The sequence below is a fragment of the Burkholderia sp. PvR073 genome (assembly GCF_054055695.1).
On the sequence record NZ_JBSRXO010000010.1, the window covers coordinates 153,339 to 175,486 of the forward strand.

Consider the following 22,148-nt stretch of genomic DNA (forward strand, 5'->3'; position numbering starts at 1 on the left):
GCCTTGCAAGGCAAAAGCCGGCGTCTCGCCGGTCACTCGGGGGATCAGACGAAATGAAGATCAATCCGCAATACTCAGGTACCGGCCCGGTGCGCACGCGCATCGCACGGGGCGCGATGATGGCCGCGATCCTCTGTGCAGGAACGCTGACCGTGTACAGCGCACTGGCCCAGGAAGGCGCCGAATCGGCTGCGCTGATGAAGGGCGGTGCCAGCGCACCGGCCGCCGTCGCGAAGGGGCCGATGCAGATGACGATCAGCATGGCGCCGGCGCCGGCCGCCGCGGCCGCCGCGTCGGCGGCGCCGATGCGCGGGCCGAACTGCGTGGGTGCGGTGCGTGATGCGACCAGCGTCAGCGTGCCGCTCGGCAAGTCGCTGCTCGTGCCGATGCCGGAGCCGGTGCGCAACCGCACCATCGGCAACCCGGCCGTCGCGCAGGCGACGATGGTGTCGCCGCAGACGCTGTACATCCTCGGGCTGTCGGTCGGCACGACCAACATGATCGTGCAGGGCAGGAGCGGTGCGTGCCGCGTGATCGACGTGGCGGTCGGCGCGGACGCCGGCGGCCTGCAGGCGTCGCTGCAGCAGCTGATGCCGGGCGAGCGCGACATTCACGTGTCGACCGCCGCCGGCACGATCGTGCTGGCAGGCAACGTGTCGAACTCGCAGGCCGCGCAGCAGGCCGTGCAGATCGCCCATGCGTACAGCGACAGCGCCGGTGACGGCGGCGGGGCCGGCAAGGGCGCCGGCGTGCTGAACATGCTGGCCGTCACGTCGCCGCAGCAGGTGATGCTCGAGGTGAAGGTCGCCGAAGTGTCGAAGACGCTGATCAACCAGATGGGCAGCGCATTCAACATCCAGGGCGGCTTCGGCTCGTGGAGCGGTGCGCTCGTCAGCAACCTGCTCGCGGGCGTTGCAAGCGGCGCGATCTTCAACAAGGCGAACAACAAGCCGTTCCGCGTCGCGGCCGACGTGCAGAACACCGACAACCTCGTCAAGATCCTCGCGGAGCCCAACCTCGTGACGATCAGCGGCCAGGAGGCGACGTTCCTTGCCGGCGGCAAGATCTTCATCCCGATACCGCAGAGCAGCGGCAACGGCACGTCGTCGATCACGCTGCAGGAAGAGGAGTTCGGCGTCGCGCTGAAGTTCACGCCGACGGTGCTCGCGAACGGCCGGATCAGCCTGAAGGTGGCGCCGGAAGTGTCGGAGCTGTCGCAGACGGGCGTCACGCTGAGCGCGACCAACATCGGCGGCACGTCGATCCTGCCGCTGATCACGACCCGGCGTGCGTCGACGACGGTCCAGATGAGCGACGGCGAATCGTTCGCGATCGGCGGGCTGATCAAGGACAACGCGACCGGCGCGCTGAAGGCGATCCCGGGCGTCGGCGAAGTGCCCGTGCTCGGCGCGCTGTTCCGCAGCACGTCGTTCCAGCAGGACCGCACCGAGCTGATCTTCCTGATCACGCCGCACCTGGTGAGGCCGCTGCAGACCGCCGACGTGCCGTTGCCGACCGACAGCTTCTCGAAGCCGAGCGAAGCCGACGTGTACGCGACCGGCAACATGGAAGGCCGCAAGGGTGTCCGCAAGGCGGCCGTGCAACCGTCGAACAACGCGACGGATGCACCGCAGACGCCGGCACCGGCTCCCGCGCCGCAATCGGCCGCACCGGCCGCACCGGCCGCGCCAGCCGCCGCACTGCCCGCACCGCGTGCGCCGCAGCCTGCCGAGGCACCGGCGCCGGTGCCGGCCCAGCCGGAGAAAGCTGCGGCTGCAGCGGCCGAGGCAGCGGGGGCGGTGAACGCCGAGCCGACGCCTGCCGCGCAGCCGCAGCCGCCATCGCCCGCACAACCGCAGGCCGATGCGGCCGGTGCGGCGCGGATCGCGCGCATCGAAGCCGCAGCCGCGCGCCTCGCGGCGGCCGCCTCCGGCACGCCCGCGAAACCTGCGCCGCGTCCGACGCCCAGCGTGCCGGCCGCCCATGCGCAGATCGCGCGGGCGAGCGCGGCACCCCAGTCCACCGATCGTTGAAGCTATCCAAGGGGAAGCTCATGAAATCCGCCTACCTCGTATTCGTGCGCCGCGCGGCGCTTGCCGTCCCGCTCGCGTTCGCACTCGCCGGCTGCATGTCGTCGAGCCCGGTGTGGGACAGCCGCTTCGGCGACTCGGTCCGCGCCGTCACGCAGGCCCAGATCATCGATCCGCATGCCGGGGAACACGCGGCAGCGCACCCGGGGGTCGATGGCCGCGCCGCCGCGTCCGCGCTCGACAGCTACGACAAGTCGTTCAAGCAGCCCGAGCCGAAAGCCAATGCATTCGTGATCGGCATCGGCAAGTCGGCGCAATAAAACAGGCACGCTCAGGGAGAACGCCATGTCCAGCGCAGCTCGTCATCCGAAGCTCACGCGTCGCGGTCTGCATCGTCAGCAAGGCGCCGTCGCGATCATCGTCGGTCTCGCACTGGCGATGATGATCGGGTTCGTCGGTCTCGCGCTGGACCTCGGCAAGCTGTACGTCACGCGCAGCGAACTGCAGAACAGCGCCGATGCCTGCGCGCTGTCCGCCGCGCGCGACCTGACGTCGGCCATCAGCCTGCAGGTCGCGGAAGCCGACGGCATCGCCGCCGGCCATGCGAATTTCGCGTTCTTTCAGCAGAACGCGGTACAGATGCAGACGGATTCGAACGTCACGTTCAGCGATTCGCTGACCAATCCGTTCCTGACCAAGACGGCGGTCGCCACGCCGGCGAACGTCAAGTACGTGAAGTGCACCGCGCAGTTGAGCAACATCGCGCACTGGTTCATCGAAGTGCTCAACACGATTCCCGGCCTGCAGGTCGCGAACGCGGCGCAGGTCGCGGCCAGCGCGATCGCGACGGTTGGGGCCGGGCAGACCACCTGTGCGATTCCGGTGTTCGTGTGCAAGCCGGCGTCCGCCGCGCCGTACAAGGTCGGCGACTGGATCTCGTCGCCGTCCGGCTCGTCGTCGACGTACGGGCCCGGCAACTTCGGCTGGGCGGCGCTCGATGGTTCGACGAACGAGCCGACCATCGCCGGCGAACTGTCCGGCAACACCTGCAACATCACGTCGCCGCCGGACCTCGGTTCGACGGGCCTGAAGTCCGCGTCGCTGCGCGCCTGGAACACCCGCTTCGGCATCTACACGAACGGCGCCAACGGCTCGAGCGGCCAGCCGGACTTCACCGGCTATGCGTATGTCGGCCCGAAATACGGACCGCCGGGAACCCCGGGCATCGTCGGCGACGCGTACACGCAGTTCGTGCTCGATCGCGCGAGCTTCAAGACCTACCAGGGCGACGGTACGCCGCCCACCGGCAGCGGCATCTCGACCAACGGGACCGTCACGGCAAGCAACTACCAGACGTATGGCGGCGACCGCCGGGTCGCGCTGGCCCCCGAGGGCGACTGTTCGACGCTGTCGGGCAGCAGCGGCAAGGTGCACGTCACGCAGTGGGACTGCGTGCTGATGCTCGATCCGCTGCCGTTCAGCCCGGGAGCCGGCGGGGTCGTGGCGCACCTCGAATACCTCGGCTCCACGGCCTCCGGCAGCACGCCGTGCGCGACGCACGGCCTGCCGGGCAGCGGCAGCTCGGTCGGTATCAAGGTACCGATGCTCGTTCAATAGAGGAGACGCGATCATGAAAAGGGTCCCGATTCGCCGGTCACGCATGCGCGGTGTCGCCGCGGTCGAATTTGCGCTCGTGCTGATGCCGATGATCGTGCTCGCGACCGGCGTGGCCGAGTTCGGCCGCGCGATCTACCAGTACGAGACGCTCACCAAGGCGACGCGCAACGCGGCGCGCTACCTGTCGGTCTTTCTGCCGAACGACAGCGCGTATCCGCTCGCGGAGGCGCAGTGCCTCGTCGTGTACGGCAGCACCACGTGCGGCTCCGCCGGCACCGAGCTGGTGCCGGGGCTCACGACGTCGATGGTGATCGTCTGCGACGCCACGCATTCGCCCGATTGCGCCGACGCGTCCGACCCGTCGCAGTTCGCGAACCTGCCGACGTACGACTCGACCAACAACGCGGCAAGCGGCACGGCGACCGGCAGCATCAACGTCGTCGAAGTGAAGGTGAAGGGCTATCAGTACCAGCCGATTCCGGCCTACCCGGGGCTGTCGTCGATCACCTTCGGCAACATCGTCACCGTGATGAGGCAAGTGTCATGACCCCGCGCCCCTCTCCGCCGTCGCGCCGTCGCGCCCAACGCGGCTCCACGATCGTCGAATTCGCGCTGATCGCGTCGATCCTGATCACGCTGCTGATCGGCATCTTCGAATTCGGGCGCGTGCTGTTTTACTGGAACACGGCGAGCGAGGCCATCCGGCTCGGCGCCCGCACGGCGATCGTCTGCGACGTGAACGCGCCCGGCGTCGTGAAGCGCGTGAGGTCGCTCATGCCGATCCTGGCCAATTCGAACGTGTCGGTGACCTACTCGCCGTCGGGCTGCAACGTGAGCTCCTGCTCGTTCGTGACCGTCAGCATCAGCAACGTCACTGTCAACACGATGATCCCGATCGCGAACGTTGCGATCACGATGCCGTCGTTCACCACGACGCTGTCGCGGGAAAGCCTGAACTCCTCGACGGGCGGCACCGCCTGTCAATAATCGAACCGACGAGGCACAGTCATGATCAATATCCTCGTAGCCGCCGACGATACCGCCCGGCTCATGCAGATCGCGCGTCTGGTTACCGACAGCGGACACTATCGTGTGACACGTGCGCACGGTCGGCCGTCCCAGATCGAGCATCGCACCGATGGACTCGATTCATTCGATATCCTGCTGATCGACGGCGCGACGACCGATGCGGCCGAGCTGTCGGCGATCGAGCGGATCTGCCGGCTGCACCCGTGCCTGATCGGCATCCTGGTGACCGCGGATGCGGCGCCGCACGTGCTGCTGGACGCGATGCGCGCCGGCGCGCGCGACGTGCTGCAGTGGCCGATCGATCCGGCGGCGCTCGCCCGCGCGCTCGAACGTGCCGCCGCGCAAAGCACGCGGCGCGACGGCGGCGACACGCGCTTCGTGTCCTTCATGTCGTGCAAGGGCGGCGCGGGCACGAGCTTCGCCGCGAGCAACGTCGCGTACGAGATCGCCGAAACCCACAAGCGTCGCGTGCTGCTGGTCGATCTGAACCAGCAGTTCGCGGATGCCGCGTTCCTCGTCAGCGACGAGACGCCGCCGTCGACGCTGCCGCAGCTGTGCGCGCAGATCGAGCGGCTCGACGGCGCGTTTCTCGACGCGAGCGTCGCGCACGTGACGCCGACCTTCCACGTGCTGGCGGGCGCGGGCGACCCGGTCAAGGCCGCGGAGATGCGCGAGGATGCGCTCGAATGGATCCTCGGCGTCGCGGCGCCGCGCTACGACTTCGTGATCTTCGATATCGGCGTGAGTATCAATCCGCTGTCGATGATCGCGCTGGATCGCAGCGACCAGATCCAGCTCGTGCTGCAGCCCGCGATGCCGCACGTGCGCGCCGGCCGCCGGCTGCTGGAGATTCTCGTGTCGCTCGGCTACCCGGCCGACCAGTTGCGGCTGGTGGTGAACCGGATGACGCGCGCGAGCGAACGGTCCCGCGCCGCGCTCGAGGAAGTGCTCGGCCTGCACGCCAGCTGCACGATACCCGACGACGTCGACACCGTGCGCGAAGCGCTCGACCTGGGGCATCCGGCCTCGCGCGTCGCACGTGGCGCCGCGGTGACGCGGGCATTGCAGGCCTGCGCGAAGCAGATCGTCGAAGGGGACGTGCGCACGCGGCACGGCACGTCCAGCAGCGAACCGTTGATGTCCCGGCTGTTCGGCCGCAAGGCCACGCCGAAGCTCAAGTCCATGTGAATCTTTCGGGGAAACCATCATGTCATTGCGCGAACAGATGTCCTTGCACCGGACGCAGCCGCAGGCGGCGGGCACCGAATCGGCAGGTGCGGCCCATTCGTCGGTACGCAACGCGTACCAGAAGCTGCGCCGTGAAATTCACCTGACGGTGCTCGAGCGCGTCGAGCTCGAGCGCCTGTCACGCCTGCCGCAGGAACAGGTCCGGCAGGAAATCTCGTCACTGATCTCGCGCATTCTCGACGAGGAGCGGCTGCTCGCGAACGACATCGAGCGGCGCCAGCTCGCGATCGACGTGTACGACGAAATGTTCGGTTTCGGCCCGCTCGAGTCGCTGCTGCGCGACCCCGGCATCTCCGACATCCTCGTGAACACGTACCGCCAGGTCTACGTCGAGCGCAGCGGCCAGCTCGAGCTGACCGACGTGACGTTTTACGACGACGCGCACCTGATGAAGGTGATCGAGAAGATCGTGTCGCGGGTCGGGCGGCGCATCGACGAATCGACCCCGATGGTCGATGCGCGTCTGCCGGACGGCTCGCGCGTGAACGCGATCATTCCGCCGTCGGCGATCGACGGGCCGCTGATGTCGATTCGGCGCTTCGCGGTCAACCCGCTGAAGATGGACGACCTCGTGAGTTACCAGAGTCTCACGCCGCCGATGGCGGAGCTGCTCGACGCGCTGGCCCACGCGAAAGTGAACGTGCTCGTGTCGGGTGGCACCGGCAGCGGCAAGACGACGCTGCTCAACATCCTGTCGGGCTTCATTCCGCGCTCGGAGCGGATCGTGACGATCGAGGATGCGGCCGAGCTGCAACTGCAGCAGCCGCACGTGCTGCGCCTCGAAACGCGGCCGCCGAACATCGAGGGCAAGGGCGAGATCACGCAACGCACGCTCGTGCGCAACGCGCTGCGGATGCGGCCGGACCGGATCATTCTCGGCGAAGTGCGCGGCGCGGAAGCGCTCGACATGCTCAATGCGATGAACACCGGCCACGAAGGCTCGCTCGCGACGATCCACGCGAACACGCCGCGCGATGCGCTCACGCGGCTCGAGAACATGATCAGCGTCGGCGGCCTGACGCTGCCGCCGAAGACGATGCGCCAGCAGATCGCGTCGGCGATCTCGGTGGTGGTCCAGGCGACGCGGCTCACCGACGGCAAGCGCAAGATCGTCAGCATCCAGGAGTTGACCGGGATGGAAGGCGACATCATCAACATGCAGGAGATCTTCACGTTCAAGCGCACCGGCATGGATCGCGACGGTACGGTGCGCGGACACTTCTGCGCGACCGGCGTGCGGCCGAAGTTCGCCGAGCGGCTGCAGGCGTTCGGCATCAACCTGCCGGATTCGCTGTACGACCCGGCGCAGCGTTACGAGACGAAGTGACGACGCGCCATCGTCTGATTCCGGGGAGGCCTCATGGACTCGATCTATTACGGTTTTGTGATTCTCACCTTCGTCGCGGTCGTGCTCGCGATCGAGGGCGTCTATCAATGGTGGAACGCGCGTCACGGTGCCGCGGCACGCCGGATCGAGTCGCGCCTGCGCGCGATGTCGGCCGGCGGCGGCGTGCAGCAGGAGCGACTGTCGATTCTCAAGAAGCGGATGCTCGACGAGTCGAAGCCGTTCGACCGGCTGCTGATGCGGATGCCGCGCATTCAGGCGCTGGACCTGGTGCTGCAGCAGTCGGGGCTCGACTGGACGGTCGCGAAGCTGGTCGTGATCAGCGCCGTATTGCCGGTCACGGCGGCGCTCGTGCTGACGGTCACCCCGTTGCCGCTGATCGCCGTGCTGCCGATTGCGCTGCTGACCGCATGCCTGCCGGCCATGTACGTGATGCGGCATCGCAACCGCCGGATGCTCAAGCTCGAGCGCCAGCTGCCGGAGATCTGCGACATGATCGCGCGGGCGTTGCGCTCCGGCCACTCGTTCTCGAGCGCGCTCGGGATGATCGGCGAGGAGTTTCCCGAGCCGATGGGCGGTGAATTCCGGATCACGTTCGACGAGATCAACTACGGCGTGTCGCTGCACGATGCGCTGGTGAACCTCGCGACGCGCGTGCCGGCCCACGACCTGCGCTACTTCGTGATCGCGGTGCTGATCCAGCGCGAGACCGGCGGCAACCTGGCCGAGCTGCTCGACAGCATCGCGTCGCTGGTGCGCGAGCGCTTCAAGCTGTTCGACAAGGTCCGCGTGCTGTCGGCGGAAGGGCGGCTGTCGGCCTGGATCCTCGGGCTGCTGCCGTTCGGGACCGCGGCCATGATGGCAATGTTGAACCGGGAGTTTCTGTCGGTGCTCTGGCAGGATCCGGCCGGCATCAAGATGGTCGGCGCGATGCTGGGGTCGATGGCACTCGGCCTGCTGTGGATTCGCCGCATCATCCGGATTCGCGTCTGACGCGTGTCTCAGGCTTCACGAACCGATTCGAGGCTGTCATGCAAAACCTGAGCGTAGTACATACCGTGATGCTGGCCGGCTTGTTCATTTTCGTCGCCGGCGGCGTGCTGGTCGCGATGCTGCTGTTTGCGCCGCGCAACATCGAGCGCCGGATTCAGCAGGCGAGCGGGGCAAGTGTGGGCATCGGCGGCGGTGCGGACGGCGACGGGCAAACGTCGCGCTGGATCGCGAAACTCGTCGAGCTGTCGCAACCGATTTCCCGGCTGTCGGTGCCGCAGGAGGGCTGGGAGAATTCCCCGCTGCGGATCCGGCTGATGAATGCCGGCTGGCGCAATCCGAGCGCGGGCGCGCTTTACTTCGCGGCGAAGACGGTGCTCGCGCTGGTGCTGCCGGGCGCGGCGCTGCTGGCGCTCGCCACGACGCGGCTCGCGGATCAGCGGATGCTGCTGTCGTTCATCCTCGTCGCGCTCGCCGGGATCGGCTACTACGTACCGAATGTGATCCTGTCGCGGCGGATCGCGACGCGGCAGCGGGTGATCTTCGAGGACTTTCCGGATGCGCTCGACTTGCTGACCGTCTGCGTCGAAGCCGGGCTCGGGCTCGATGCGGCGCTGATGCGGGTGAGCGAGGAACTGCGCTTTCGCAGCGAAGTGGTGGCGGGCGAGCTCGACTTGCTGCTGCTCGAGATGCGTTCCGGGTTCACGAAGGAAACCGCGCTGCGCAATTTCGCGCTGCGCACCGGCGTCGAGGATATCGAATCGTTCTGCGCGATGCTGATCCAGGCCGACCGCTTCGGCACGAGCATCGCCGAATCGCTGCGCGTGCTGTCCGACATGCTGCGCACGCGGCGGCGGATGCGCGCCGAGGAACGCGCCGCGAAGATCGCGCTGAAGCTGCTGTTCCCGCTGATCTTCAACATCTTCCCGGCGCTCATGTGCGTGTTGCTCGGGCCGGCGATGATTCACGTGTATCGCGTGCTGCTGCCGTCCCTCGCCAGCATCGGACACTGAGTAGCGGCGCGGGTGGCCGCGCGAAAACGAATTGGCGTGCCGGCCCGGCCGCACCGGTCGGCCGGCACGGTAAGGTCTTCATGGGAGGCTCCTCCTCCCCCCGGGCGGCGCCGCGAGACAGGTCGATCATAGCGGCGTCAATGCAACCCGGACCCATGGTCGACCCTGGATACAGCCGTAGTCCACTGCCCGCGCGGGTGGCCCCCTACGGTTAATCGCGAACGCAACCGCGGCAGTGCGCCGGCCGGACGGGAAATCGACCCGGCAAGGCCGGTCCGCACCGCTCGTGCTGCGCGAAAATCCCCTTGAAATTCCCGTTTCGAATTCCTACGATTATTCAAAATCAGGCTCGAATGACGGTGCGCACGGGGCGATTGACCTGCGTGCCGGATATATCGGACACCACATCTGAATATCGAGCGTCTGCCCGACGATACGGAAAACAGGCCAGTCGTCCACGATCAAGGCCGGGGGAATCATGAACGAACACACAGCGCGACGCACGCGGTCCGACGCTTCATCGAGCAGGCGCCCATCCGCGTGGAGCGAACCCGCGAACCCGCCGGGCATCGTCGCGCATCCTCTGCCTCCCGACTCCTGAGAACCGGCGCACGCAACCGCGCCCGGTACACCGCCTTCTCACCGACACCTGCGCATCGGCGCCCACGCGGCCGGCGTGGCGACGCGCGTCGCGCAGTCGACGGACCGACATAACAATTCGAACGAGGGACGCAGCATGGCCATCCACGTGCCTGTGACACGCCGGACGTTTCTGAAGCTCGCCGGTAGCGGCGCCGTCGTCGCCGTGTCGGTCACCCATTTGCCGGCCGTCGTGCTCGCCGCGGGCGACACGCAGGCCGATGCGAACGGCCCGAACTGGGCGCCCGTGCCCGGCAAGGCGCGCTGGCGCATCGACGGCATGCCGAAGGTCACGGGCCAGAAGATCTACGCGCGCGACTTCAAGTCCCGCGACTTCGTCGGCTGGCCGCAGCGGGAAAACTGGCTCTATGCGCTGCGCTGCGACCGGGTCGACGCCGTGTACCAGGGCTACGATCTCAGCGTGCTGCCGGCCGAACTGCGACCGGTCGCGATCGTCGACAGCGCCTTGCTGAGCGCGCGCCGGATTCCGCTTGCGCCCGAACCCGATCCGATCGCGAACCAGGACATCTACTGGCTCGCGCGGCCCGGTCATCCGGCGGACTGCTACGGGCAACCGGCCGCGCTGCTGATCTTCGAGAACTTCGACGTCTATCGCCGCGCGAAGAAGCTGCTTGACTTCAATCGCGGCGTGATCCGCTACGGCGCGTCGACCGGCGCGGGCCCGGCCGCACCGGTCGTGCCGTATTTGCCCGTGACCGTCTACGTGCGCGACGACGAACGACGGTTCAACTACGTCGACAACTACCAGACCGACAGCAACGGCAAGCCGAGCGCGAAGTACCTGGAGGAACGCGAGGCGGCAGTCGCCAACATCGATGCGACGATTGCCCGCCAGGCGGCCGCCGGCGCGTGGATCGGCGTTCGAGCGACCGGCGACGACGGGTTCGAGACGCCGGCGATCGACCCGATGTTCATGGAGCCCGAGTCGGGACTCGCATGGTACGACGCGTCCGCCGCGAGAATGAGCCTCGTGCTCGGCACGCAATCGGCGAACGACGATGCGACCGGCGCGTGCGCGCTGTTCGACGGCAGCGACATCCCGGTCAAGGAGGCGCATGTCATCGCGTGCTACCCGGGCGGCGGCTTCGGCGGACGCGACAAGTCCTATTTCCCGCTGTATCTGGCGCTGGCGGCGCCGTTCGCGAAGGGCGCGCTGCGCTGGCAGCAGTCGCGCTACGAACAATTCCAGGTCGGCCTGAAACGCTGCGAGACGCAGTTTTCCGAATCGCTGTGGTTCGACCGTCGCGGCAAGCTCGAAGCGATCACCTGCGATTTCCTGTTGAACGGCGGCGGCAAGAAGAACCTGTCGCCGTACGTCGCGCAGCTTGCCGCGTTGAGCGCGATGAGTTGCTACGAGATCCCGCGCGCACGCGCGCAGGCCGCATCGACCTATACGCGGGAAGTCTTCGGCGGATCGCAGCGCGGCTTCGGCGGGCCGCAGGCGTTCATGGCGATCGAGACGCTGATGGACGAGGCCGCGCGCCAGCTCGGGCTATCGCCGTTCGAGATCCGGCGCGCCAATCTGCTCGGCAAGGCGCCCGATCTCGGCAAGGGCCGCGCGATCACGGGTGCGCCGATCCTGTTCGACCTGCAGCTCGACGCGCTGCTCGACCGGCTCGAGCGTCATCCGCTATGGCTCGAGCGCGAGCGCACGCGCGCCGAGCGCAACGCGCGCAACCTCCGGTACGGCGTCGGTCTCGCGATGGCGAACGAGGCATACGGCACGTCCGGCGACGGGATGTTCGGGATGGTGCAGATCCTGCCCGACGGCAACCTGCGCGTGATCACGCCGTATACCGACATGGGCAACGGCGCGGCCACGACGCTGGGTCTCGCCCCGGCTGAATTTCTCGGGCAGAACGCGCAAACGATTGCGATGAGCGAGATCGCGCCGTTCAACGCGCTCGGGCTCACCCCGAAAGGCCCGTCGAGCGCTCCCAATTGGGTGCGCTACTACTACGGTTCGTCGAGCGCGTGCCTCGGCGCGTTCCATCAGTACCACGCGGTGAAGGGGGCCGCGCAGGCGCTGTTCCTGCAAAGCGTGCTGCCGGCCGCGCGCGCACGGTGGGGCGTGAACGTGCGGGCCGCGGACGTGCGCTGGGTCGATCGCACGCTCGTCGCGAACGGCCTCGCGCCGATTTCGTGGCCTGTGCTGCTCGGCACGATCGGGAAGCTGGGCCTGCAGACCGTGGCGGCCGTGCACGCGAGCTATGCCGGCTACTTCTGGAAGGGCACCTATCCGTTCGCGTCCGGCAGTGCGCAGATCGACTACGACTACGTGGCGGTCGGCCTCGACCCGTATCGCCTCGCGCCGCTGCAGCGCGTGCTGCAGCCGCCACCGGTCAATACGGCACTCTACGGGCGGACGACCTATGCGCCGTCGGCGACGCTCGTCGCGGTGGCGGTCGATCCGGCGACCGGACGCGTGAAGGTCGAACACGTGGTGACGGCCGTGAGCGTCGGCCGGCAGTTGTCGCCGGAACTCGTCGAAGGGCAGTCGCAGGGCGCGGTCGCGATGGGGATCGGCAACGTGCTGACCGAGACTTGCCCGCTGGGGCCGGACGGGCCAGGCGGCGGCCGCTGGAATCTCGATCGCTACGAGGTCACGCGGCTGCCGGACATCCCTGTGCAGGAGCTGATCGCATTGCCGCCGCCGGCCGGCGATCCGGCCAATGCACGCGGCATCGCGGAAGCGGTGATGTGTCCGATCGCGCCGGCGCTGCTCAATGCGCTCGCGATGGCGACGGGGCGGCGGTTCCGGGTGACGCCCGTGACGCCGGAGAAGATTCGGGAGGCACTGCAATGAGCAATCCGGTCCGGATGACCATCAACGGCAAGGCCGTCGAAGCAGACGCCGCCGACGGCGACATGAACCTCATCGACTTCCTGCACGAGCGGCGGGACCTGACGGGCACGAAGCTGTGCTGCGGCATCGGCGTGTGCCGCGCGTGCACGGTCGGTGTGCGCAACACGCCCGATGCGCCGATGGAAAAGACGCTGTCGTGCTCGACGCCGGTCAGCGCGATGGCCGACATGCACGTGTACACGATCGAAGGGCTCGCGCAGGGCGGCGCGCTGTCGCCGCTGCAGCAGAGCTTTCTCGAGTCGTTCGCGTTCCAGTGCGGCTACTGCGCGTCGGGCTTCCTGATGGCCGCGACCGCGATGCTCGACCATCTGCGCGCGCAGCCGGTGCACGAGCGCGATCTGGACGCGATGATCGAAACCTGGGTCGGCGGCAACATCTGCCGTTGCACCGGCTACGTCAAGTACATCGAGGCCATTCGCAAGGTGGCGCTGCGCTATACGAAGGGGGCGGCATGACGACGAGAACCCGCGTCGCCGCGCTGGCGATGCTGCTGGCCGTGCAGGTTGCGCCGGGCGCGCCGGGCGCGCGCGCGGCGGAAAACGCCGATGCGTCGCTGCATGAATATGCGCAGCAGTGCACCGACGAAATCGGCGAGATTCCCGCGTTCGACTGCAACGCCGGCACCGATGTGCCGATCACCGTCAACGGCCGCGTGCCCGCGCGCTATGCGGCACACATGACGTGCGATCGCCCGGCGCTGCTGCCGTATGACGCGCCGACGTCCGGGCAGTGCACGCCTTACTCGAAGATCCTCGACCTGTCCCACGGCGACACGCAGATCTCGGCGTTTTGCCGTCGCAAGCAGATCCGCGCGAACCGCAGCCCGTATTACGACGAAGTCGACATCGTGCTGCACCATGCGGGCAACGGCAAGACCTGCTGGTTTCATGCGGAGAAGGGCGGCACGGCCGGCATGAACGCCGCGCGCGTGCCGCCGCCGAACGAGACGACGCCGCCGCCCGGCCATCCGTCCGCGGCCGAGTTCTGGTGGAAGCCGGCCGCGACCGCGTCGAAGCGCTGCGTGTCGTGTCACGACGCGAGCCCGGTCATGTACAGCCCGTGGATCGGGCAGGTATGGAACAAGGTGCCAACCGATCCGTGGGGCAAGTACGTGAATCTCGGCGCCGACTTCGCGTCGTGGACCTCGCATGCGATCAGCACGCCCGGCAACACCTGCATCGGCTGTCACCGGATCGGCGACCAGAACAGCTGCAAGATCTACGTGCCGCTCGCGGCCGGAATGCTGCCGCCGCCGAAGGGCAGTAATGCGCGCGCGAGCCGGTATCCGCTGACGCACTGGATGCCGATCGACAACAACAAGAGCCTCTACGAATGGAATGCGGCGAACGTGAAGTCGGTGAGCGACCTGCTCGAATGCTGTTCGGCGCGGGGCAAGAACGATCCGAAGTGCAGCTTCACGCCGGCGGCGCAGGCAGCGCAGGCGGTGAAATAGGCCGCCCGCGATTGCCGGCGCAGGCGCGTCACGGCCGTCCCTCGCTCGGCACGTCCGACACCTTGCTGAGCTCGGCCATGATGATTCGAGCGATCTCGTTGGCCGGTGCGCGTCCGTCGGGGCCGGCCCCCGTGTTCGCCCACGTGACGATCGTCGTCTTCGTCGCCGGGTCGTAGCCGGCGAACGTATTGAAGCCCGGTATTTCACCGGTGTGTCCGTAGAACGTACCGAACTTCGCGAGCCCCATGCAGTAGCTGGCCGATGCGGGATTCGACGGATCGATCGGCGTGCAGCTCGCGAGCCGTTGCGCCTGCAGGTCGGCGTTCAGATAGCCGCCGCCGACCATGCGCTGCACGTACGCACCCAGTTCGGTCGCGGTCGAGATGCCGGAGCCGGCCGTCCATGCCCACGACGTATTGACGGTCGTCACGTTGGCGGGCTGCAGCGTGCCGTTTTTCGCGGCCGCCTGGCGTGCCGGGGACAGCGCGTCGCTGTCGATCGTCTCGGTATTGGTGCCCCACTGATAGCCCTGCGGCGACGGCGCGGGCAGCGCCGTGTTGTCCTGCGGCGGCAGCGCGGTTTCGGTCAGGCCGAGCGGCGCGAACAGCCGCGTCCGGATCGCATCGGCGGCGCTCATGCCGGTGAGCTGCTGGATGATCAGGCCGAGCAGCACGGTATTCGTGTTCGAGTAGCGGAAATCCGCGCCCGGCGCGAAATAGACCGGCTGGCTCTCCGCGATGCCCAACAGCTCATCGGTGGTCCACACCTTGTCAGGCTGCGCATCCAGCGTCTGGTTGAACGCGAGATTCGTCGAGTAGTTGTAGAGGCCGCTGCGCATGGTCAGCAACTGCTCGATCGTGATCGAGTCGCCGTTCGGCACGTTGGCGACGTACTGGCTGACGTGATCGGTCAGGTGCAGCCTGCCTTCCTGCACGAGTTGCAGGATCACCGTGCCCGTCCACGTCTTCGTCACGCTGCCGACGCGGAAGTGCGCGTTCGTCGGGATCGGCGTGTTCGTGCCGCGCACGGCCGTGCCGAACGACGCGAGCCAGTTGCCTTGTGGCGATTGCACATAGACGACGGCGCCGGGTGTCATCGTATCCGCGAGCAATGCGTCGATCTGCGGACGTGCCTCGGTCGCGTAGGCCGGTTCGCCAGAGCTCACCGAGCTGTCGCCGCCGCAGGAGGAAACCGCGATGCCGACGGCCAGCGCCGGTGCAATCGCCGCCACGCGACGCATCAGCCGCTTGGCGGCGCGCGGGAAAAGCCGGGGAGGAGCAGAAGTCGCCATCGCGTGTTCCCTTCCTGTTCGTGATGTCTTGGTGTCTCCTTGCCAACCCCAGAACTATAGGACACGCATCCACGCGCCGAAGGTGTACGTTGAATTCGTCATACGATACCGACCCCGGCCGGCGCCGCCCGACGCCGGCGGCCGGCCTGCGCGCTATTGAAAGTGGTGCACGTACCGCAACACCATCCGCGTGCCCTGCGGCCGGTTGCGCGCATGGACCTCGAAATACGCGTTGAACATCAGGTGATCCTGCGGCGAGAAGCTGAGCATCGCCCCCGGCCCGATCGCCAGCACGGCTTCCCGCGTGCCGGAAACATCCTGACCGTTCGCCTTCATGTCGGTGGTCTGGCGCAGCCAGTAGCCGTTGAGCCCCAGCCGCAGCCCGGGCCGCACTTCGTACTCCGTCGCGAAGTTCGCATGCACGGCCTGGCCGGCCTGCGTCGACGTCACGTCAGGCCCCAGCGCGGTCGCCGGCTCGTGATTGGTCGCATTCCACAAATAGTGCAGCCGCCATGACACGGTCCACTTCGGCGTGACCCAGAACGTCGCGGCCCAGTACGGATCGAACGACCAGAAATGGCTGCCCGGATTGATCGCACGCGCCGGATCGTAGGCGCCGGTCGGCGCGATGAACTGGAATTCCACCCGCTGCGCGAAGCGCGGGCCGTGCGCGCCCATCACAGGGTCGAACTGGATGAACGGGCCGACCAGCAGGTCGCCGAACCCGGCACGGGAATTCAGCGCGACGTTGCCGATCCCGTCGTTGGTATGCACGGACGCCACCCACGGCAGGATCACGTCAAGACCCGGATGCATGCCGCCGAACGTCAGCGGCGACTGGTAGACGAGCTGGCTCAACCCCGCGAACAGGTCGATGTCCTGCTTCGGCAGCCCGACCTTGTTGCCGGCATTGTCGTTGATGCGGCCGGCCGTGTAGTACTCGAGATACTGCGTGCCGTACCAGCCGGAGCCGGCCGGCGGCATCCCGTCGAGGAAGCTGGTCATTCCGAGGTTGACTGCCGGCAGGTCGGTCGCATGGGCCGGCGCGGGTCCGGTCAGGCCGGCGAACACGAGGCCTGCGATCGCAAGCAGGCGAGAGCCGCATTTCATCATCACCATCTCCTGGATATTGATTGGTATCACTAATCAAACGGCGCGAGAAAAATCGGGATGCGCCGAGATCGCGCGATACTGGCCCGCGTGGAACACGAGCGGCGCATGGCCGTTCGTATCGAATGCCTCGATCTGGCCGATGAACAGCAGGTGGTCGCCCCCTTCGTAATGGCCGACGTTGCGGCACACGAAACGCGCGCTCGTGCCGTCGAGGCAGGGCACGCCGCCCGCATCGGCGTCCACGTGCGGCACGCCGTCGAACTTGTCGGCGCTCGGCGTCGCGAAACGGCGCGACAGCTCGATCTGGTCGTGCGCGAGGATGTTGATCGCGAAGTGCGTGGCCGCGACGAAATCGGGGCGGCTCGGCGCCACCTTGCGCAGGCTCCACAGCACGAGCGGCGGGTCGAGCGACAGCGACGAGAACGAATTCGCGGTGAGGCCGACCTTGCGCCCGTCCGGCGCGCGCGTGGTGATCACGGTGACGCCGGTCGGAAACTGTCCGAATGCGGCGCGCAGTTGCAGCGGGTCGAGGGCCGGATGGCCGGAAGTGGTGGTGTCCATGTCGCTTACTCCGAACGCTCGGCGTGTTCGCGGATCAGCGCCGCGCAGGCCGACGGGTCGAACCACCACGGCGTGAACTGGCGCGGATCGTCGAAGCCGTTGACGATCGTCGCGGCCAGCGTCGGCAACTGGCCGGCCGCGCCGAGCAGTTCGAGGATGTGCGGCGGCGGCGGGGTGAGCAGCGAGTTGGTCCAGCGCACGACGTGCTGCGCGTACCCCCAGTAGCGCTCGAATGTTTCGTGCATCCAGCCTTCGTCGAACGGCGCGGCTTCGCGTGCGAGGATCGCGTCGCCGTACACCTTCGCGCACTTTGCCGCATTGTTCGAGCCCTGGCCGGTGATCGGATCGTTGACGACCACCGCATCGGCCATGCCGAACACGGTGCGGCCCGACGGCAGGCGGAAGAACGGCTTGCGCACGGTCGGCGTGAAGCGTCCCGACAGCGTGCCGTTCGCGTCGGTGAGTTCGACGTCGCGGCAGCGGTCGAATTCCCACGGCACGTATTGCTGCAGGAACGACAGGCTGCGGTCGAGATGCTGCTCGGGTGTCTTTACGTCGGCCCAGCAGTCGAGCGGGCCGCCGGGGATGCCTTCGAACACCATGATTTCGCACGGGCCCGTCGTGGTCAGCGCCGGAAACACGAAGTATTCGCCGATGCCGGGCAGCAGGTTGAAGCGCACCCGCGAATACGGCTGGCTCGGCGTCATCCCCTTCACGTAGGTGAGGGCCAGCGCGCGTTGCGGGCGCTCGAACGCGCTGCGCGCGTCGTCGCGGCCCAGCAGGTTGACGATTTCGCCCTTGCCGGCCGCGAGCAGCACGAGATCGTGGCTGCGCGCGAGATCCTCGAGTTCCGGCACGCCGACGTCGCAGAGGCGCACGTCGGCGCCGCGGCGCTCGATCGCGTCGAGCCAGTCGGCCATCTTCACACGCTGGTCGACCGATTGCGCGTAGCGGGTCAGCCGCGACGACCAGTCGATCGCCTTGCGGCCGTTGCCTTCCGGATGCGGCACCGCGATGCCGATGCCCTCGACGGACGGGCACGCTTCTTCCCAGCTGTTCAGGCCGAGATCGCGCTCGATCTGCAGCGCGGTATGGAACATGCACTGGCTCGACATGACCTTGCCGGTACGGATCTGTTGCGCGTCGCGGTTGGTCGCGAGCGTGACGTGATAGCCCTGGTCGAGCAGCGTGAAGGCGAGTTGCAGGCCGGCCTGGCCGGCGCCGACGATAGCGATGCGTTTCATGACGAAATCCTTGGTAGAACGAATGACTTGGTTCGGAATAGGGGCGCAAGAAACGGCTTGCGGTTACTCCGCGAGGCGCGGAATCGCCGGCACCGCCTGCTCGGGGCCCATCGCGGAATAGCCGCCGTCCACCGCATAGTCGGCGCCCGTCACGAAGCTCGCGGCGTCGCTGCACAGGAACGTGACGACCTGCGCGACTTCCGCCGGATCGCCGACACGACCGAGCAGATGAAACGGTGCGGCCACGCGATCGGTCTTCGCGCGGTCGCCGTGCGTCAGCTCGTCCATCACGCGCGACCACGTCCAGCCAGGCGACACCGAGTTGACGCGTATCCCGTCGGCGGCGAGATCCATCGCCATGCTGCGCGTGAGCTGGCGCATCGCGGCCTTCGAGGTCGGGTAGAGCCAGCGGCCGGTCTGCGCGCATTGCGCGGAGATCGAACTGAAGTTCACGATCGCGCCGCCGCCGCGCCGCGTCAGGTACGGATGAACGGCCTTGACCAGCATCGCGGCCGACACGACGTTGACGTCCATCGCCGCGAGCCAGTCGCGGCGCGACGCCTGGATGCCGTTGTCGACGTAGCTGCACGCGAGGTTGATCAGCAGGTCGATCGCGCCGAAGCGTTCGGCGACGGCCGATACCGCGCGTTCGATCGCGCGATCGTCGGTGATGTCGGTCGCGATGAACATCCCGCGTTCGCCGAGCGTATCGGCCACGCGCGCACCGTTTTCCGCATCGAGATCGAGGATCGCGACGCATGCGCCGGCGCGGCTCAGGTCCTGCGCGACGGCGGCGCCGATCAGCGTGGCGCCGCCGGTGACGAGCGCGACTTTGCCAGCAAGGGCAGTCATGGAGTGTCTCCTGGAATGATTGAATCAAGGCGGCGCGCGTTCGACGCGCCGCCTGCGTATCCTGCCTATCCGCCGGCGCTTACGCGCTGTCGTGCCAGCGCTGCATCAGTCCGTTCGACGGCACGGTTTCGTCGAGCAGCTTGCGCGCCGTTTCGACACCGGCGACGGGCAGCCCGGCCGCGTCGAGCAGGCCGATCTGCACGAGTACGCTCGCCTGGTCCCAGTAGATGTGTTCGTGATACAGCTTGTCGCCGCGGAACTTGACGATCGCGACGAGCGGAATCTCGACGCGCTTGCCGGTCGGCGCGACGCCGGGCAGCATCCAGTCGATCTCGGTCGTGTGCGTGAAGCAGAACAGCAGCTCGTCGACGATCTGGCTCGCGCCGATCGTGCGCGAGATCGGCGTGATCGTCGTGTCCGGTGGGTTCGCATGCACGAAGTGATGCGTGTAGAAGCGCTTGAGCTCGTCATGGCCGACGCCGCCCGTCAGCGTCGGGATATGGTTCACGTAGGGTTGCGCGACCATCGTGGCCATCGTCGCGTCGACGTTGCGCGTGTCGAACTCGTGCCGCAGATGTTCTTCCCACAGGGTGGACAGGTCGTAGTGCGGGCCGAGCGCCGCGCGGAACGCGGCGATCGCGCGCTGGTGCGCCATGATCGCGGCCGCCTTGTCGAAATGATCGCCGCCGACGCGCGCGAACGCATGATCGACGCCCGGGTAGACGTATACCTCGACGCCATCGCGCCCCACCAGCGCGGCGGCGATGCGTTGCTGCGCGTCGGGCGGGCAGAAGCGGTCCTGCGCGGGAATCTGCAGCACCAGCCGGCCGCGCAGGTGAGCGGCTTCGTCGAGCGCGTGCTCGATCCCCACGCCGTAATAGCAGACGGCGGCCGCGACGTCCGGCAGCCGGCACGCGGCGAGATACGCGAGCTTGCCGCCGAGGCAGTAACCGAGCACGCCGGCCCGCCCCGTGCATTCCGGCCGTTGCGTCAGTACGGCCAGCGCGGCGGCGACGTCCTCGACGCCCTTGTTTTCGTCGTACTCGCGGTACAGCGCCATCGCGCGCTCGGAGTCGGCCGCGGTGTAACCGAGTTCGACGCCGGGCGCCTGGCGCCAGAACAAGTCGGGCACGAGCACCGTGTAGCCTTCCTCGGCGTAATAATCGGCCACGTCGCGCATCGTCGCGTTCGCGCCGAAGATTTCGTGACACAGCACGATGCCCGGCCCCGTGCCGCCGGCCGGCGTGCTCAGGTACGCGCGGAACGCCCCGCCGTCCGGCGACGGGATCTCGATGTGTCGTCCTTTCATGTGTCCCTCCAATTCGTTGGTGATTTTCATGGGCCCAGTATTGGCGGACGAAACGCGTGCTTCTATCCGCTTTCTTCGGCCGGTATCCACGGATTCCGGAAACCTGTGGATCGGCCCGCCGCGCCGGGCCGGAACGCGGTGCACTGCGGGTATGTGCGGATGCGGAAGTCCCGCACAGTTTTCTACGATGCGCGAACGGCCCGCTTCTTGCGTCATGGGCGCAGCGCTTGCGTAGTGTAACGACGCGGACTGTCCGGATACGCCGACGCTATCCGGCTCGTGCGACGGGATTCCCCGAAATCGGGATTGCGTGCACGGCGCAAGTGCGATCGGGCACGACGGGAGAACTTCGATGGGGCAATTTTCCGGAACAGGCTGGCTGGGCGACGCCGCCTGTTTCAATCACGACACGCTGCTGCTGCAGTCGAACGATCTCGACGAGGTGCGTGCGCGCGTGGCGGACGTGTTCAAGCCGCATCGGCTCACGTTGACGGGCGACTCGCGCGCGCTGCACAGCTGCATGCACCATGCGCGCTGGGGCAACCTGTCGCTGAATCTGCTCGATTACGGTGGCGAGGTGTCGATCGAACCCGGGCCGCTCGAGCACTTCTATCTGTTGCAGATTCCGCTGCGCGGCGACGCCGAGATCGAATGCGGCACGACGCGTTTCGTGTCGTCGCCCGACACCGCGTCGCTGCTGTCGCCGACGCTGCCGCTCAGGATGCGGTGGGGCGAGGCGTGCCCGCAAGTGGTCCTGCGCATCGAGCGCGAGGTGATGGAGCGGCATGCGCAGCGGCATTTCGGCGACGACCGGCGCGTGCCGGTGGAGTTCGAGCCGGAATTCAGGCTGTCGTCGCCGCAGGGCGCGTGCCTCGCGCAGATGCTGCCGATGCTCGCCGATGCGATCGCGACGGACGGGCATCCGCTGCGCCATCCGCTCGCGTTCGAGCAGCTCGAATCGACGCTGCTCAACCTGTTGCTGTACGGCCAGCCGAACAGCGCACGCAATGGCGCGCGCGTCGCGCCGGCGCCGCTCGCGCCGTTCTATGTGAGGCGCGTCGAGGAATACATCCGCACGCATGTCGACGAGCCGCTGACGATCGAACGGCTCGCCGAACTCGCGGGCGTGAGCCCGAGCACGCTGTTCGCGGGATTCCGCAATCGCCACGGCATCACGCCGATGGCGTTCGTGCGCCAGTTGCGGCTGCAACATGTGCGCGACGAACTGCTCGACGATGCGACACCGGGGCTCGCGTCGGTGACGGACATCGCGCTGAAATGGGGCTTCGCGCATCTCGGGCGATTCGCGATCGACTACAAGCGCGCGTTCGGGGAATCGCCGTCGGCCACGCTCCGGATGCGGCGCGTGCGGTACTGACGGTCGCAACGGCGGGGTGATCATGCGCTCGGCGCTCGGCGCGCATGCGCGGCGGGCCCGTGGGAGTAGGTGTGTGACCGGCTGGCGATCATTGCCGGTCTGACAGAAGAGGGTGCGGAGAATGTGTCGCGCCGGCAAGCATTGCGGCT

19 protein-coding genes are annotated in these 22,148 nt (G+C 67.6%); 13 read left to right on the forward strand and 6 right to left on the reverse strand.

Going from position 1 to position 22,148, the window contains the following annotated elements; all coding sequences use genetic code 11:
* The first annotated feature begins 53 nt into the window (after positions 1–53).
* The 12 genes from ACVK00_RS26260 (at position 54) to ACVK00_RS26315 (ending at position 14,251) form a co-directional block, all read left to right on the forward strand.
* The gene (locus ACVK00_RS26260; RefSeq protein ID WP_228910202.1) at positions 54–2,033 is read left to right on the forward strand and encodes a type II and III secretion system protein family protein; all 1,980 of its coding nucleotides are present in this window, start codon (positions 54–56) and stop codon (positions 2,031–2,033) included.
* A 20-nt stretch (positions 2,034–2,053) separates the two neighbouring features.
* Positions 2,054–2,350, forward strand: a complete 297-nt coding sequence (locus tag ACVK00_RS26265; protein ID WP_228910201.1) for a hypothetical protein — start codon at positions 2,054–2,056, stop codon at positions 2,348–2,350.
* A 25-nt stretch (positions 2,351–2,375) separates the two neighbouring features.
* A complete protein-coding gene (locus tag ACVK00_RS26270; protein ID WP_228910200.1) occupies positions 2,376–3,647 on the forward strand; it encodes a pilus assembly protein TadG-related protein in 1,272 nt (423 codons plus the stop codon).
* 13 nt (positions 3,648–3,660) lie between these two features.
* The gene (locus ACVK00_RS26275) at positions 3,661–4,194 is read left to right on the forward strand and encodes a TadE/TadG family type IV pilus assembly protein (protein WP_284894097.1); all 534 of its coding nucleotides are present in this window, start codon (positions 3,661–3,663) and stop codon (positions 4,192–4,194) included.
* Positions 4,191–4,634 (forward strand): TadE/TadG family type IV pilus assembly protein, encoded by a 444-nt coding sequence (locus ACVK00_RS26280; protein ID WP_228910198.1) that lies wholly within the window; start codon positions 4,191–4,193, stop codon positions 4,632–4,634. The genes ACVK00_RS26275 and ACVK00_RS26280 overlap by 4 nt, the downstream gene beginning before the upstream one ends.
* Before the next feature lie 21 nt (positions 4,635–4,655).
* Positions 4,656–5,864 carry an AAA family ATPase gene (locus ACVK00_RS26285; RefSeq protein ID WP_228910197.1) on the forward strand — a complete coding sequence of 403 codons (1,209 nt, stop codon included), beginning with the start codon at positions 4,656–4,658 and terminating at the stop codon, positions 5,862–5,864.
* A 19-nt stretch (positions 5,865–5,883) separates the two neighbouring features.
* Complete coding sequence (locus ACVK00_RS26290; protein WP_284894098.1) at positions 5,884–7,251, forward strand: CpaF family protein; 1,368 nt, start codon at positions 5,884–5,886, stop codon at positions 7,249–7,251.
* Between the two features lie 33 nt (positions 7,252–7,284).
* Positions 7,285–8,262, forward strand: coding sequence for a type II secretion system F family protein (locus ACVK00_RS26295; RefSeq protein ID WP_228910195.1), 978 nt, complete (start codon positions 7,285–7,287; stop codon positions 8,260–8,262).
* Between the two features lie 38 nt (positions 8,263–8,300).
* Complete coding sequence (locus ACVK00_RS26300; protein ID WP_284894099.1) at positions 8,301–9,272, forward strand: type II secretion system F family protein; 972 nt, start codon at positions 8,301–8,303, stop codon at positions 9,270–9,272.
* Positions 9,273–10,008: 736 nt separating this feature from the next.
* Complete coding sequence (locus ACVK00_RS26305; protein ID WP_284894100.1) at positions 10,009–12,738, forward strand: xanthine dehydrogenase family protein molybdopterin-binding subunit; 2,730 nt, start codon at positions 10,009–10,011, stop codon at positions 12,736–12,738.
* The gene (locus tag ACVK00_RS26310) at positions 12,735–13,253 is read left to right on the forward strand and encodes a (2Fe-2S)-binding protein (RefSeq protein ID WP_284894101.1); all 519 of its coding nucleotides are present in this window, start codon (positions 12,735–12,737) and stop codon (positions 13,251–13,253) included. The genes ACVK00_RS26305 and ACVK00_RS26310 overlap by 4 nt, the downstream gene beginning before the upstream one ends.
* Positions 13,250–14,251: a hypothetical protein gene (locus tag ACVK00_RS26315; RefSeq protein ID WP_228910191.1), complete on the forward strand. Its 1,002-nt coding sequence runs from the start codon at positions 13,250–13,252 to the stop codon at positions 14,249–14,251. The genes ACVK00_RS26310 and ACVK00_RS26315 overlap by 4 nt, the downstream gene beginning before the upstream one ends.
* A gap of 28 nt (positions 14,252–14,279) precedes the next feature.
* Here the strand turns inward: ACVK00_RS26315 and ACVK00_RS26320 are convergent, their stop codons facing one another.
* The 6 genes from ACVK00_RS26320 to ACVK00_RS26345 all read right to left on the reverse strand — a co-directional run bounded on the left by ACVK00_RS26320 (position 14,280) and on the right by ACVK00_RS26345 (position 20,621).
* Entirely contained in the window at positions 14,280–15,542 is a 1,263-nt protein-coding gene (locus ACVK00_RS26320) for a serine hydrolase domain-containing protein (RefSeq protein WP_284894102.1), read from the reverse strand.
* A gap of 153 nt (positions 15,543–15,695) precedes the next feature.
* Positions 15,696–16,655 (reverse strand): SphA family protein, encoded by a 960-nt coding sequence (locus ACVK00_RS26325; RefSeq protein WP_284894103.1) that lies wholly within the window; start codon positions 16,653–16,655, stop codon positions 15,696–15,698.
* Between the two features lie 33 nt (positions 16,656–16,688).
* Complete coding sequence (locus ACVK00_RS26330; protein ID WP_165754404.1) at positions 16,689–17,216, reverse strand: flavin reductase family protein; 528 nt, start codon at positions 17,214–17,216, stop codon at positions 16,689–16,691.
* 5 nt (positions 17,217–17,221) lie between these two features.
* Positions 17,222–18,460 (reverse strand): styrene monooxygenase/indole monooxygenase family protein, encoded by a 1,239-nt coding sequence (locus ACVK00_RS26335; RefSeq protein ID WP_284894104.1) that lies wholly within the window; start codon positions 18,458–18,460, stop codon positions 17,222–17,224.
* 63 nt (positions 18,461–18,523) lie between these two features.
* On the reverse strand, positions 18,524–19,312 hold the full coding sequence (locus tag ACVK00_RS26340) for an SDR family oxidoreductase (RefSeq protein ID WP_284894105.1): 789 nt from the start codon (positions 19,310–19,312) through the stop codon (positions 18,524–18,526).
* 79 nt (positions 19,313–19,391) lie between these two features.
* Positions 19,392–20,621: a dienelactone hydrolase family protein gene (locus tag ACVK00_RS26345; protein WP_284894106.1), complete on the reverse strand. Its 1,230-nt coding sequence runs from the start codon at positions 20,619–20,621 to the stop codon at positions 19,392–19,394.
* A 352-nt stretch (positions 20,622–20,973) separates the two neighbouring features.
* On the opposite strand from ACVK00_RS26345, the gene ACVK00_RS26350 reads away from it, so the two are divergent.
* Positions 20,974–21,999, forward strand: a complete 1,026-nt coding sequence (locus ACVK00_RS26350; protein WP_228910184.1) for an AraC family transcriptional regulator — start codon at positions 20,974–20,976, stop codon at positions 21,997–21,999.
* The last annotated feature ends 149 nt before the right edge of the window (positions 22,000–22,148 follow it).